The organism is Candidatus Niyogibacteria bacterium, from assembly GCA_016432485.1.
Lineage (GTDB): Bacteria > Patescibacteriota > Minisyncoccia > HO2-45-28 > HO2-45-28 > HO2-45-28.
Genome location: CP066691.1, coordinates 86,495 through 99,548, shown reverse-complemented (window position 1 = coordinate 99,548; position 13,054 = coordinate 86,495). Strand labels below are relative to the sequence as shown.

12 protein-coding genes are annotated in these 13,054 nt (G+C 43.2%); 3 read left to right on the top strand and 9 right to left on the bottom strand.

Going from position 1 to position 13,054, the window contains the following annotated elements; translation table 11 throughout:
* Positions 1-31 precede the first annotated feature (31 nt).
* From HYY55_00465 to HYY55_00455, 3 genes are read left to right on the top strand one after another with little or no spacing between them, the layout of a single operon-like run.
* Positions 32-1,150: a Glu/Leu/Phe/Val dehydrogenase gene (locus HYY55_00465; GenBank protein QQG46308.1), complete on the top strand. Its 1,119-nt coding sequence runs from the start codon at positions 32-34 to the stop codon at positions 1,148-1,150.
* Positions 1,151-1,159: 9 nt separating this feature from the next.
* Complete coding sequence (gene serS, locus HYY55_00460; GenBank protein ID QQG46307.1) at positions 1,160-2,431, top strand: serine--tRNA ligase; 1,272 nt, start codon at positions 1,160-1,162, stop codon at positions 2,429-2,431.
* Positions 2,432-2,441: 10 nt separating this feature from the next.
* Complete coding sequence (locus tag HYY55_00455) at positions 2,442-3,239, top strand: FtsQ-type POTRA domain-containing protein (protein QQG46306.1); 798 nt, start codon at positions 2,442-2,444, stop codon at positions 3,237-3,239.
* On the opposite strand, the gene recR is transcribed toward HYY55_00455, so the two are convergent.
* From recR to HYY55_00410, 9 genes are all read right to left on the bottom strand, one after another.
* Positions 3,222-3,827, bottom strand: coding sequence for a recombination protein RecR (gene recR / locus HYY55_00450; protein QQG46305.1), 606 nt, complete (start codon positions 3,825-3,827; stop codon positions 3,222-3,224). The two genes, HYY55_00455 and recR, sit on opposite strands and share 18 nt — an antisense overlap.
* Before the next feature lie 4 nt (positions 3,828-3,831).
* Positions 3,832-5,172 (bottom strand): replicative DNA helicase, encoded by a 1,341-nt coding sequence (gene dnaB, locus HYY55_00445; GenBank protein ID QQG46304.1) that lies wholly within the window; start codon positions 5,170-5,172, stop codon positions 3,832-3,834.
* A 74-nt stretch (positions 5,173-5,246) separates the two neighbouring features.
* Positions 5,247-6,431, bottom strand: a complete 1,185-nt coding sequence (locus HYY55_00440; protein QQG46303.1) for a PD-(D/E)XK nuclease family protein — start codon at positions 6,429-6,431, stop codon at positions 5,247-5,249.
* Positions 6,432-6,565: 134 nt separating this feature from the next.
* Positions 6,566-6,859 (bottom strand): hypothetical protein, encoded by a 294-nt coding sequence (locus HYY55_00435; protein QQG46302.1) that lies wholly within the window; start codon positions 6,857-6,859, stop codon positions 6,566-6,568.
* 10 nt (positions 6,860-6,869) lie between these two features.
* Positions 6,870-8,108: a peptidoglycan DD-metalloendopeptidase family protein gene (locus HYY55_00430; GenBank protein ID QQG46301.1), complete on the bottom strand. Its 1,239-nt coding sequence runs from the start codon at positions 8,106-8,108 to the stop codon at positions 6,870-6,872.
* The gene (locus tag HYY55_00425) at positions 8,105-9,544 is read right to left on the bottom strand and encodes a glutamate--tRNA ligase (protein ID QQG46300.1); all 1,440 of its coding nucleotides are present in this window, start codon (positions 9,542-9,544) and stop codon (positions 8,105-8,107) included. The genes HYY55_00430 and HYY55_00425 overlap by 4 nt, the downstream gene beginning before the upstream one ends.
* A gap of 48 nt (positions 9,545-9,592) precedes the next feature.
* Positions 9,593-10,723, bottom strand: a complete 1,131-nt coding sequence (gene murG / locus HYY55_00420) for an undecaprenyldiphospho-muramoylpentapeptide beta-N-acetylglucosaminyltransferase (GenBank protein ID QQG46299.1) — start codon at positions 10,721-10,723, stop codon at positions 9,593-9,595.
* Position 10,724: 1 nt separating this feature from the next.
* Positions 10,725-11,810, bottom strand: coding sequence for a putative lipid II flippase FtsW (gene ftsW / locus HYY55_00415; GenBank protein ID QQG46298.1), 1,086 nt, complete (start codon positions 11,808-11,810; stop codon positions 10,725-10,727).
* Positions 11,811-11,819: 9 nt separating this feature from the next.
* On the bottom strand, positions 11,820-13,052 hold the full coding sequence (locus HYY55_00410; GenBank protein ID QQG46297.1) for a hypothetical protein: 1,233 nt from the start codon (positions 13,050-13,052) through the stop codon (positions 11,820-11,822).
* Positions 13,053-13,054: the final 2 nt, after the last annotated feature.

Genomic DNA, 13,054 nt, shown 5'->3' with positions numbered 1-13,054 from the left:
GTCGAAGAATTTAAAAAACTTATTATTTCAAATGAAAACAGAGAAAGATAATATCGGTCCGGAATATGTAGTTAAAATTTATGACCCGAAAATAAATATGCGGGCATTTTTGGTTATAGATAATACGAAACTCGGACCGGGGAAGGGAGGCGTAAGAATGACGCCGGATGTTTCGGAAGAAGAGGTCTTTCGGCTCGCGCGCGCCATGACTTTTAAAAACGCATTGGCCGGTTTGCCGTTTGGGGGAGCCAAAGCCGGCATCGTTTGGCCTCCATCCGGACAAAGTGGACAAAGTCGGACTTTGTCCAAAAAAGGGCAAAAAGCGTTAAAAAAGAAATTTGTTCAAAACTTCGCTCGGGCGATTAAACCATTTTTAATTTCAAAATATATCGCGGGGCCGGACATAAATACAGGCGAAAGGGAAATGCGCTGGTTCGTTGAAGCCGCGCGCGACAAAAAATCGGCTACCGGGAAGCCGGCCGAGCTCGGCGGACTTCCGCATGAATTGGGCAGCACGGGATTTGGAGTGGCTGAAGCCGCGCGGATTGCCGCAAAAATAAGAGGCCTGAATATAAAAGACGCTTCGGTCGCGATTGACGGGTTCGGAAACGTAGGCAGTTTCGCTTTCAAACATTTACGCGCTATGGGAGCCCGCATAATTGCGGTAGCCGACAGGCACGGCGCGATATATAACGATAGGGGACTCAATGAAAATGACATTAAAAAAGTGAAGTTCTGCGGAAAATCGCTTGAAGAATGCGAAAAGGGCCGTCCGATTTCACGCAAAAGTTTTTTCGCTTTAAAAATTGATATTTTAATTCCGGCGTCGGTTACGGATGTTATCAACGACACAAATAAAAAATCAATAAAAGCCAAAATAATAGTTGAGGGCGCGAATATTCCCATGCGCGAAAACATTGAGGAAGAACTTTGGAGAAGGGGAGTTCTAATCGTGCCCGATATCATTGCCAATGCCGGCGGGGTCATATCCTCATATTCCGAATATAAAGGATACAATGCTGAAAAAATGTTTAAATTGGTCAAAGAAAAAGTAGGTGGCGGAGTGGATTTGGTCTTAAAAACGTCCATAAGAAGAAAAATCAGCCCCCGCAAAGCGGCTATGGAAATTGCGTTAAAAAAATTGGTATAATTTAAATAAATGTTAGACATCAAGTTTATCCGCGAAAACCCGGATTTAATAAAACAGGCCGCGCGAAAAAAGCGTCTTGAATTTGATATTGACGGATTCCTGACCTTAGACGAGGAAAGACGGAAGGTAATGGCCGAAACAGAGGAGCTTAGGGCCAAACAAAACAAAGCCTCCGACCACATAGCAACCATAGAAGATGAGGGCGAAAAAGAATCGGCAATCAAAAATCTGCGGGAATTCAAGGACTTACTTTCTAAAAAAGAATATGAATTCAAAAAATTGGATTCAGAATGGCGCCGCCTGATGTATGACGTCCCGAATATCCCCGACCCCTCCGTCCCCGAAGGCGTTGATGAAAGGGACGCCAGAGAAGAACGAAAATGGGGAAACATTCCAGTCTTTGATTTTGAGCCCCTTAACCACCTCGTCCTTATGGAAAAGCTTGATTTGGTTGACCTTGAAAGAGGCACCAAAGTTTCCGGATTCAGAGGTTATTTTCTAAAAAATGAAGCGGTTTTGCTGTCCCAGGCCATTTGGCTTTTTGTATTGGATAAAATCAGAAACAAAGGATATACGCCGATTCTCGCGCCAACGCTGATAAAAGAAGAAAATTTTTACGGGTCGGGGCATTTTCCGCAATCTAGGGAAGATGTTTATAAAACGCAGGACGAACTTTATCTCTCGGCCACCGCCGAAATTCCGATGATGGGCATGCATTCAGACGAAATCCTGTCTGAAGAAGAATTACCGAAAAAATATGTTGCTTTTTCGCCGTGTTTCAGGAGAGAGGCCGGCTCTTACGGCAAAGACGTAAAAGGCGTATATCGGCTGCACGAATTTTATAAAATAGAACAGCTTATCTTGAGCGCCGCCGACCACCAGGATTCAGTGAAACTCCACGAAGAATTGACTTTAAACGCGGAAGAAATGGTCCAGTCTCTAAATCTGCCTTACCGAGTTATTACTCTTAGCGGAGGCGATATAGGCAGAGCGCATGTCAAAACTTACGATATCGAGGTCTGGATTCCTTCGGAACGGCGTTATCGCGAATCGCATTCATCTTCCTATTATCATGATTTTCAAACGCGCCGGCTTGGCATACGCTATAAAATAGGAAACAATCAGACAAAATTTTGCTATTCGCTCAACAACACCGCCATCGCAACCCCCAGAATTTTGATTTCTATTTTAGAAAATAATCAGCGCCGAGACGGATCGGTGGCAGTGCCGAAAGTTTTACAAAAATATACCGGTTTTGATTCAATAAACCCCAAAGAATAAATTTATATCCATGCCTAACGAAATAGCGCACAAATTCAAGCGGCATAAACGCCTGCTTTTTTTAAGGCGTTTTGCATTTACTCTCGCGGCGCTCATTACGGTTTTGGTCATTTTCGTTTACGCCGAAAACAAAATATTGCGTATAACAAAAATAGAGGTTCGCGGCAACGAACGAATTTCGGCTGAGGATGTCAGAAATTACGTCAATCAAATTTTAAACAGGGGGTTTCTGTCTTTGTGGCCCAAAGAAAACATTATTTTTTTCAGCGCTGAAAATCTCGCCGAGGATTTGAAAAAACAATTCTCGGCCATAAATCAAATTGAAATATCCAGAAAAATCTGGCAGAGATCCGTGGAAATACAAATAGGGGAGAGGGATAATTGGGCGGTCTGGTGCGGTCAAAAATGTTTTTACATAGACAGCGGAGGAATTATTTTCCAGGAGGCGCCTCTTTTTTTGGGAGAATTGCTGTTAAAAATAAAAGATGAGCGCCAAATCGCTCTTGAATTAGGTTCAAGAATAATGGACGAGCAGATTTTTATAAATTTGAATGCTTTCGTCCGACGCCTGGAAGAAGACCGCGGATTTTCAATAAAAAATATTGAAATTAAGACCGGGCCGGAATTTTGGCTTTATTCTGAAAACGGGCTTAAAATTATAGTCGACGCTGAAACGGATTTTGACCGCGCAAGCGAAAATCTGGCCATATTCATAAATAATATTCCGAAAGAAAAATTCGGCAACGTGGATTACATTGACCTTCGTTTCCGGGACAAAACATTTTACAAATCATTTCCTGTTTTCTAAGGCGTTTTTAAGCGTTTCTTTATTTAAATATTCGAGTTCGGCGCCGGACGAAAGCCCGCGGCCGAGCCGCGTTATTTTTATTTCGCGCCCGGAAGATGCCAGCGGCTCTAAAATTTTTTCAATGTAACGCGAACTGAATTCGCCCTCGGGCGTAACGCTTAAAGCAAGAATAACCTCCCGAATACTACCGTCTTTCTTTATACGGCTGAAAATCTCTTTCAGACGCAGCCGATCTCGGCTTTGAGCGTCAAGCACTGATAAAAGCCCGCCCAAAACATGGTAACGGCCGTCATAAATCCCTGATTTTTCCATCGCCTCCAAATCCGTGTCTTTTTCAACCACCGCGACCTTAGAATCGTCCCTTAAGCCATCCAAGCATATGGAACAGGAATTTTGCCCTGAATAGGCCCTAAAGCAGGTATCGCACCTTTTAACGCTTTTCAGCTCGTCTAGGGCCAATTTTAGGCCTTCTACAAGGGATTTATCGGCATCCACAAGCCAGTAGGCAAAACGAGACGCCTGCCTAAGACCTATACCGGGCATCATGGAAAAAATTCTGGTTAATTTCTCAACAACTTGGGGTCTCATAATTTTAATATCCCCCTCCCTTGGCAAAACTTGAAAAACTGGTTTTATGCTGATTGAAATAAAGGGTTACTTGGCCCAAAGGACCGTTTCTATGTTTTTGAATCAAAATATCGGCCTGATTTTGCCGTTCGCTTGATTGCTTATATTTATCCTCGCGATAAATAAACATAACAACGTCCGCATCTTGTTCTATACTCCCCGAATCGCGTAAATCCGAAAGACGGGGGACTGGCGGGTGACGCTGTTCGACGGCCCGTGAAAGCTGGGACAAGGCCAAAACCGGAACGTTCAATTCTTTGGCTAAAGCTTTAAGCGAACGGGATATTTCGGTTATCTGCTGAACCATATTATCGCTTTGGACTCTCGGCTGCATCAGCTGGAGGTAATCAACCACTATTAAACCGAGACCTTTGTCGGCCTGCAGACGCCTGGCCATGGCCCGCATTTGTAAAATATTGTTTGAGGCCTCGTCATCAATAAAAATAGGGGCCTTGGAAAGCCTTTCAAGAGCCGAACCGATTTTAGCGAAATCATCGCTTTCCTCGGAAAGCCGGCCGGTTCTTAATTTCCATAAATCAATATCGGCATCGGCAACGATAAAACGGTCAATCAAATCCTGTGCCGACATTTCAAGCGAAAAAATGCCTACCGGAACATTATGCTTTGTCGCGGCGTTTCGGGCAATATCCAAAGCCAAAGAAGTTTTTCCAAGCGAGGGCCTGGAGGCAAGAACTATGAGATCAGAAGACTGGAACCCGGAAAGAATATTATCCAGATCGGCAAAACCGGTGGGCACTCCGCGCAATTCTCCTTTATTTTTATGCAGGCGGTCTATTCTCTCCCAAGCCTCACCCAAAGCCGACCCCACAGAAACGAACCGCTGTTTTAAAGAAGCTTGAGAAATGGAGAAAATTTTGCGCTCGGCTTCGTCAAGCAGATAATCAACGCTTTCTTCCTCTTTATATCCCAGATCGTTTATATGCTGGGAAGCCTCCAACAATTCACGCATCACGCCTTTTTTGTGGACGATTTCCGCGTAATGGCCTATGTTGGCGGCCGTGGGAATTGAATTAACAAGATCGGTCAAATAGGCTTTCCCGCCGACGGCTTCCAGATTGTTTTTTTCCTGAAGGCGGTTTGCGATCGAAACCATATCAACGGGTTCTCTTTTCTCAATAAGTTCGAGAATTGTTTCGTATATCGTTTTATTATTCGGACGATAAAAATCTTTGGGGCGCAGATAATCAATAACTTTAAACGCGGCATTAGCGTCAAGCATCAAAGCGCCAAGCGCAGACATCTCGGCTTCAAGATTTTGGGGAGGAATACGGGCTATATCCGGCATTATGGGTAAATTTTAGCAAAATAAATGGCAGAAGGTCAAACTGCCGAGAGGTTAAAAAAACGTAAAATGGTGGATTAAACGGGGAAAAGTGGGTTTGGAATCTTTTTCCTGGTTGCCGTCAAAAATTCAGATGTTTTTATGGTCGCGGCCTCGTTTATCTTCCCGACCGTATCCAAAGGCAGGGAAGATAAAAGCTCTTCAAGTTTTTTTTCATCGGCTTTAAGAACATTCTGCCATTTTCCGATCGGGCGCAAAATAGCCTCAGCTTTTACTAAATCATATTTTTTAACTGTTTTAATGGTTTTTGACACAAAGCCCTCTTCGCCAAAAAGACGCAAAACATTTTTTTGGCGCATATAATCGGCCAGCTCCGCCTGCAATTCCTTGACGCGGCTTGAAGTATCTTTTGATTCGTCTTTCAGCTTAAAATATTCCGCGATTATCTCTTTTATCTTTTCTTCGTCCGGAGCAGAGGATTTATCTTTCTCGTATAAATGTCTCCAGACAGGACATATCGGCTTATATCCGCACCAATCGCAAAGAGGGGACGGGGAAGGCTCAAAATCATTATTTTTATTTTTACGTTTTTCAATTTCTCGTATAGTTTCAAGAACGCTGTTTTTAGTTTTTTCCAGGTCATCCAAAGATCTTTCAGTACTTATATTTTCGCCGTGCGGAAGATAATTGAGAGTTAAACGGATTTTTTTGCCTGAAATATGCGGCCAGCGATTTAAAAGTCCCAGATGATAAATGGAGAGTTGAAGATTGCGGTCAAGAGTTTCCTGAGAGGGGAGCCGTTTGCCTGTTTTGTAATCCACTATTTCGTAAGTTTCGTCGTCCGGCTTATCTATGCGGTCAATAATCCCTGAAAGCGTGTGCGTTTCGCCGGTTGATTCGTCTTTTATCGGCAGTTCAAACCTTGACTCCAGATCCAGAACGTTAAAATTCCACGGCAGGTTTTTCTTATAAAATTTTTCAAGAATTTTTATTCCGTGTTCGTTTAAAATTTTTTCGCTCCCCGCGTCCGGCCAGCTGACTCTCTCGCGGACTCTAGCCCACTCTTCGCGATAAAAATTAATCACTTCGTCAAGAGCGGGGTACAGAGGATCGCGCAAAAACATAAACCGAAGCGCTGAATGCAGGGCCGTTCCAAAAACAGCCTCGCGAGATTTTGGAGCTTTAATCTTATCAATCTCGGAATACTTATATTTAAGCGGGCAGGTTTTATATGTGTCTATGGCCGAATATGAGATTCTCATAATTTCTAATTATTCTAATTGATTAGAATAATTAGAGCAATTAGAAATTAGAATAATTTTATTTGGTTAGCTCTAATTGACGGGGGACAATATAGAGTAGGTCGCCCAAGATACCTTTTCCGACCTATTTATACTTAAATAGGGTTTTTGCCGGCCTTAATGGCGTTCATCGCGTCAATAAAAGCGCCCCAGATAAAATCCGTGAAAAAATTATAGGCAAAATTCCAAACGACATTAACTATGCGTCCAAGCCAGCTATTCCAAATCGCGTCAAAAATATTTCCGATAAACGAGAAATTTTCTCTTAAAACCTTGTTCTGAAAAAGTGCGGACAGCGATACCCCGAGCAAACTTAAAATTATGACTACCAGCGCCAAAATGACCAACAACTGTATAAAACCCTGTTTTTTATTTTTTTTATCGGGCATTATATAAAAATTATAAATAAGCCATGGGGTTTAAATAGCCGCCAAAAGGCAGGAGCTTACAGGTGCTTTTAGGCAAGCTGGAAGGCCTGAATTCGACCGTATTGGCATCGTACACCGTAAAATGAAGGTGTGGTCCTGTCGCGTATCCCGTGTCCCCGGAATAGCCCATAAGCTCTCCCCTTTTAATTATGTCATTATTATTGACCTTTATCAAAGAAAGATGCGCGTACAAGGTTGCCAGATTATTCGGATGTTTAATGAGAACCCATTTCCCGTATGAAAGACAGCGGGGGAAAGCATCCGTATCGCCTATTTTCATAACTATTCCGTCTTCGGCCGCGTAAACCGGAGTCCCAATCTGCGCCCGAATATCTATGCCATTATGCGGTTTGCCGTTATATAGTATCTCTGAATAAGGAGTAACTCCGTAGCTTTGAGTAAGCACGGCTCCTTTAATCGGCCAGGCAAGAACACCTTCGCGCGCCTCCGGAAGCGATTCCGGATCAATAAGCTTCCTCAACTCGTCTTCTATTTCCTGTATCTCATTCAGCACGGCTTCTCTTTGAGCTTCGCGATCTTTCAAAAGTTCCTGATATTCCGCTTCTTTATTTTGAGTAATTTTTAGCAAGTCGTTTTTTTGACGGCGCGCGTTTTCTTCAATAGACTTACGCGCGTTAAATTCGGATTGCAAGTCCCGCAACTGGGCGCGCAATTCTTCTTTTTTGTTCTTCTCGGATTCAAGCTCAGATTTAGCCGATTTCAACTCGGCCAGGCGAATTTCCATTTCAGAGCTAAGATTTTCAATATAATCCACGTCGCTGAAAAAATTAGACAGCGAAGCGTGGGCCAGCATTATTTCCACTAAACTTTGGGACTCCAATTCGTCCATATTTCTGATAATTTCGGCGAGCGAATCTTTAAATTGATCTATGGAAGAAGCTTTGCCGGCAATCTGAATTCCAAGTTCTTCCAGACTAAGTTCGGCCGTCTCAATTTTTCTCTGGGCCACGCTTATCTCCCTGGATAATTTGGAAATCGTGGCAGTGAAAGCGTTAATCTGATTTTTAAGCGAATCGGCTTCCTCGGAAGTTTTTTCTATTTCCTGCTGAAATTCGGAAATTTCCTTTTCAAGCTCCGCTATCTGCTTATTTTTCTCGGAAATCTGGAAACGCAACTCGTCAAGATCAGCCCCGAAAACAATAAATGGCCCCAAAACCAGCGGAATTAAAAAAACGAGCCGTAAATTCATATTTGCTCAATAATTTTAATTGCTTTTTCAACGCGCCTGAGCGATTCGTTTTTGCCTAAAATTTCAGCAATCTCAAACGGACCGGCTGACGCGCGTTTTCCGGAAAGAGCCGCCCTCAAGGGCCATAAAACTTCTCCCCGGCCGGCTTCATCGGCATAGGGCATAAGTTTATTTTCAAGATTTTCTTTTTGCCATTTTTTGATATCTAACAGTGTTTTGTAGATATGTTTTAAATGTCGCAAAATATTTTCGGCGGGCTGATTTTCTTTCCAAAAAAGAAGTTCTCTCGGATAATACGGTTCATTGTAAAAATATTCGGCCGACTCCCCTACCTCGTTTAAAACGGTCAGGCGATCCCGCATCAAAGAAGTTATTTTTAACCATTTTTCAAAATCAGCTTCAATTTTTTGGCCAAGTTCTCCGGCAAAATGTTTCAGTATTTCAGCCAGGTCTTTTATTTCCATTTTTTTTATGTACAAATGGTTCAGCCAATTAAGCTTATCAATATCAAAAACGGCTCCGCCCTTTTGAACGCGCTGCAATGAAAATTGTTCAATAATTTCATCCGTTGTAAAAACTTCCTTTTCTTTTTCCAGAGACTTGTCCCGCGCCTTTGCCGCAGACAAAGATGCGGGATGCCAACCCAAGAGAATCATAAAATTTATCATTGCCTCGGCCAGATATCCTGATTTTTTATACTCCAGTACGGACGTAGCGCCATGGCGCTTGGAAAGTTTTGAACGGTCTTGGCCCAAAATTAAAGGCAGATGAGCGTATTCGGGACGTTTAAAATCCAGGGCGTCCTGCAAAATAATCTGCCTGGGCGTGTTTGAAATATGGTCTTCTCCTCGTATGACATGCGATATCGCCATTTCATAATCATCCACCACCACCGCGAAATTATACAGAGGGTTGCGCATATTTTTAGCCACTGAAAAATCCCCCAGGATTTGGCCGTCAAAACTTATTTTCCCGCGGATTAAATCATTAAAAACTATTGTTTCCTTAACATCATTTTTAAACCTTAAAATGCTTTTACCGCCCCGGCTGTCGGCCGAACCGTCACGATATGGACAAAAGTGGCGCAATACTTCTTTTCTTAACGCCTGTTCTTGACGTTCAGCGGCCAATTCCTCTTCGGAATGAGGACACCAAAAAATCAAACCGCGCTCCAAAAGTTTTTTCAAATAATTTTCGTACAGGTCTAATCGGTCAGACTGGCGATAAAACTCGTCCCAATTTAGTCCGAGCCACTTTAATCCTTCCTGTATGTCTTTTTCAAAAACCGGATCGGATCGTTCCAAATCAGTGTCCTCTATTCTTAAAATAAACTTCCCGCGGCGCTGACGCGCGAAAATAAAATTAAAAAGAGCGGATCTAGCTGTGCCCAAATGCAAAGTTCCGGTTGGAGAAGGCGCTATGCGAGTGCGAATCATGAAATTGAATATTTTAGGTGAATTAGGTTAATTAGAAATTAGGTTAATTTATCTTACATGTTCCAAAGCCAATAATATAATCTGGCGCGCCAGGATTTCGGCGGCGTCAATTTTGGCGAAATTGGAAGCCGCCCGGGCCATTCTTTCGAGCCGCGGCTTATCGCTTAATAATTTTCGTATTTCAGCCAAAAGAAGATTCGGAGCCAGATTTTCTTCTTCAACCACCAGAGCAGCGCCGCCGGCTCGGGCGTAAGCGTAAGCATTTTGACGCTGATGGTCTTGGGCTGAATTATGAAGAGGTATCAATAAAGACGGCTTACCCCACGCGGCTATCTCATATATCGCTCCGGCGCCCGCCCGCGAAACAATTAAATTTGACACTAAAACGGCGCTTCGCAAAATATTTTCATCTAAAAAGGCAAAAAGTTTATACCTGTTTTTAAATTGATTCTGCCCCAAAACCACCGAGATCCTCTTGGAAACATCGTCAAAATTATTCTTACCGCATTGATGGATAATTTTTGCTTCTTTTAAAATTTCGGGAAGTATATCTATTAAAATATCGTTTAATTTAGCAGAACCCTGCGAACCGCCAAGAACCAGCACGGTCGGAACATCTTCATAGCCAAAAATAGACCGGGCCTCTTCAATGTTCCCGCCCAAAATCCGTTCCCGAACCGGATTTCCGATTAAAGCCGTTTTGGAGGAAGGAAAATATTTTGCGCTTTCCGGAAACGAAATAGCGATGCGTTTGGCAAAAGATCCGGCCCAGCGGTTAACCCGGCCCGGCGCCGAATCCGATTCATGGATTATTACCGGAATTTTAAAAAGCCTCGCCGCAATCAGGGCCGGAAAACTGGCATACCCTCCCTTAGCAAAAATAACGTCAGGCATCTTGCCAAAAACGTATATTATCGCGCGGATTATGCCCCAGGCGGTTTTAAATAAATCGGTGAAATTAAACAAGGAAAAGTAACGGCGGATTTTTCCAGCCGGAACAGATATGAATTCCACTCCCTCTTCTTTTAAAATGCCGAGGTCGTAGGGACTATCCGAAAGATACACTAGCTCCATTTCAACAAATTTTTCGGATTCGGCCATTTTTTTAAGCGCGCGGATTACGGCCACTATCGGAAAAAAGTGGCCTCCGGTTCCCCCTCCGGTCAAAAGAATTCTCATATTATCGATATTTTGAAATGTTGGATAAAACGCCGACGGCCGCAAGCAGCGCGATCAAAGACGATCCGCCCTGGCTCATAAAAGGAAGGGTCAGGCCGGTCAACGGCAATAAACCGGTAAGAGCCGACATATTTATAAAAGCCTGAACAACTATCAGTATAACAATTCCGGAGCCAAGGAGTCTAGCGAAAATATCAGGAGTTCTCCTTAAAATAATGGTTGAACGCCACAGAAAAAATATAAAAAGCAGCACCAAAAAAGAGGCGCCGACGAATCCGAATTCTTCTCCGATTACCGCGAATATCGCATCCGCCGTCGGCTCCGGAAGATAATTATATTTTTGCAGTCCCTGGCCGAAACCTTTGCCGAAAATTCCTCCGGAACCAAAAGCGATGGAGGCCTGACGCACCTGGTAACCCGCGCCCTGCGGGTCGTAATCACTGTTTAAAAATACCTGTATTCTCTCCAGAGAATACGGCCTGAAATAAAACGCCCCGGCCAGCAAAACCATTATAACAACGCCCATCAGACCAAGATGCTTTAATTTTCCGCCGGCGGTAAAAAATAAAAGCAAACTTGAGATGATAATCACTCCCAGAGTCCCCAAGTCCGGCTGTTTAAAAAAAATCGCGGACATCGCGAGTATCATTCCGAATATCGGAACCGCTCCGAATTGCATTGAGCCGACTTCTCGCCCGCGAGATGAAAGCCAGGCGGCCAGATATATTACGAAGCCGATTTTTAAAAATTCTGACGGCTGCATAAATAAAGGCCCGAAGCTTATCCAGCGCTTGGCTCCCCCGCTTTCAAAACCTATGCCGGGCACAAACACCAAAATAGTCAGAGCTAAACTGGCCAGAAAAATCCAAAAAGCGGTTTTATGCCAAAAACGGTAGTGAACCTTATCGGCCAAATAAAAAAATAAAAAACCCAGCCCGAGGCCCAAGACGAGCTGACGTAAAATGAGTTTGAACGGAGATAAGCTTTCCTCAAAAAGCCCGAGCGAGGCCGACATTAAAGCAAGCGCGCCAACCGCGACAAAAGCCAAAATTATACCAAAAAGAATTGAATCCCGCTTTCTCGGCATTTGAATTTATTATAGGGATTTTACGATTTTTTTGAAAGCTCGTCCGCGCTCAAACTCATTTTTAAAAGCGTTAAAACTTGCGGAGGCGGGAGAAAAAAGTATTGAATCTCCTTTCTTGGCGATTTCAAACGCTTTTTTAACCGCATCTTTAAGAGTTTTAACACGCAAGATATTCTTGCCTTTTATAAGGTCTGAAGCGGAACCAGGGATCAAAATAACTTTCTTCAACCCTTTGATTTTTTTTGAAAATTCGCCGTATTTGAGTTTTTTATTTTCTCCTCCGGCAATCAAAATAACGCGCCGGGATTTAATCTTAAGGCGTTTCTGAATTTGAGCTATGCCAAAAAGAGTAGCGCCGGGGTTAGTGGAGGTGGTATCGTTTATCAGGAGCGCTCCTTTTATTTTTCCTAGATTCTCCAGGCGTCCCTCGGCCGGCTTAAAGGATTTCAGGCGTTTTTTTACCTCTCTATCGCTTATCCCGAAAGACAGGGCGACTTTCCCGGCGATGTCCGAAGAAAAGCTGTTTTTTCTTTCAAACCATAAAAAATCTCCCCTTTTTTGATATTTAAAAATGTTGCTTTTAACTTTTTTGTATTCATTAAAACTTTTATAACGATTCAGATGGTCGGGAAAAATGTTGATGATAATCGCGTATTTGGGGCTTACGCGAAGCCCCTCCAGATTGAAACTCGAAAGTTCGTAGACAAAAAAGTCGGGAAATTTTTTTAGACCTGCAAGCGATTCAAGCGCCGAGCGCCCCGGAATATTTCCCACCAGTTCAACTTTAAAACGGCTTTTAAGCAGGTGTGTCAGAAGCATGGCCGTCGTGGTCTTGCCTTTGGTGCCGGTGACGCCGATTATTTTTTCTCTGGGGACGAGGTCAAAAAAAATTTGGGTTTCGGTCAAAACGGGCTTGCCGATTTTTCTGGCGTATTTTATGAAAGGCGAGGCCTCGGAGACGGCGGGATTTTTAATGATGATATCGGATGCTTTAAAATCCGAAAAACGATGACGCCCGAAGATAAATTTTACCCTTTTTTTGGCAAACTTTTTTAAAAATCGGGTGAAATCCTTTTTCGGACGTAAATCCGTGATGGTGAGTTTAGATCCGGCTTTCAAAAGAAATTTCGCAACACCCTCTCCCCCGCCCTGCAATCCAAGGCCGACCAAAAGGATTTTCTTCCCCAAAAATTCCGCCTTGATTTTCTTGAATAAATTCAACATCTCCTTTTGTTTTGGCATAA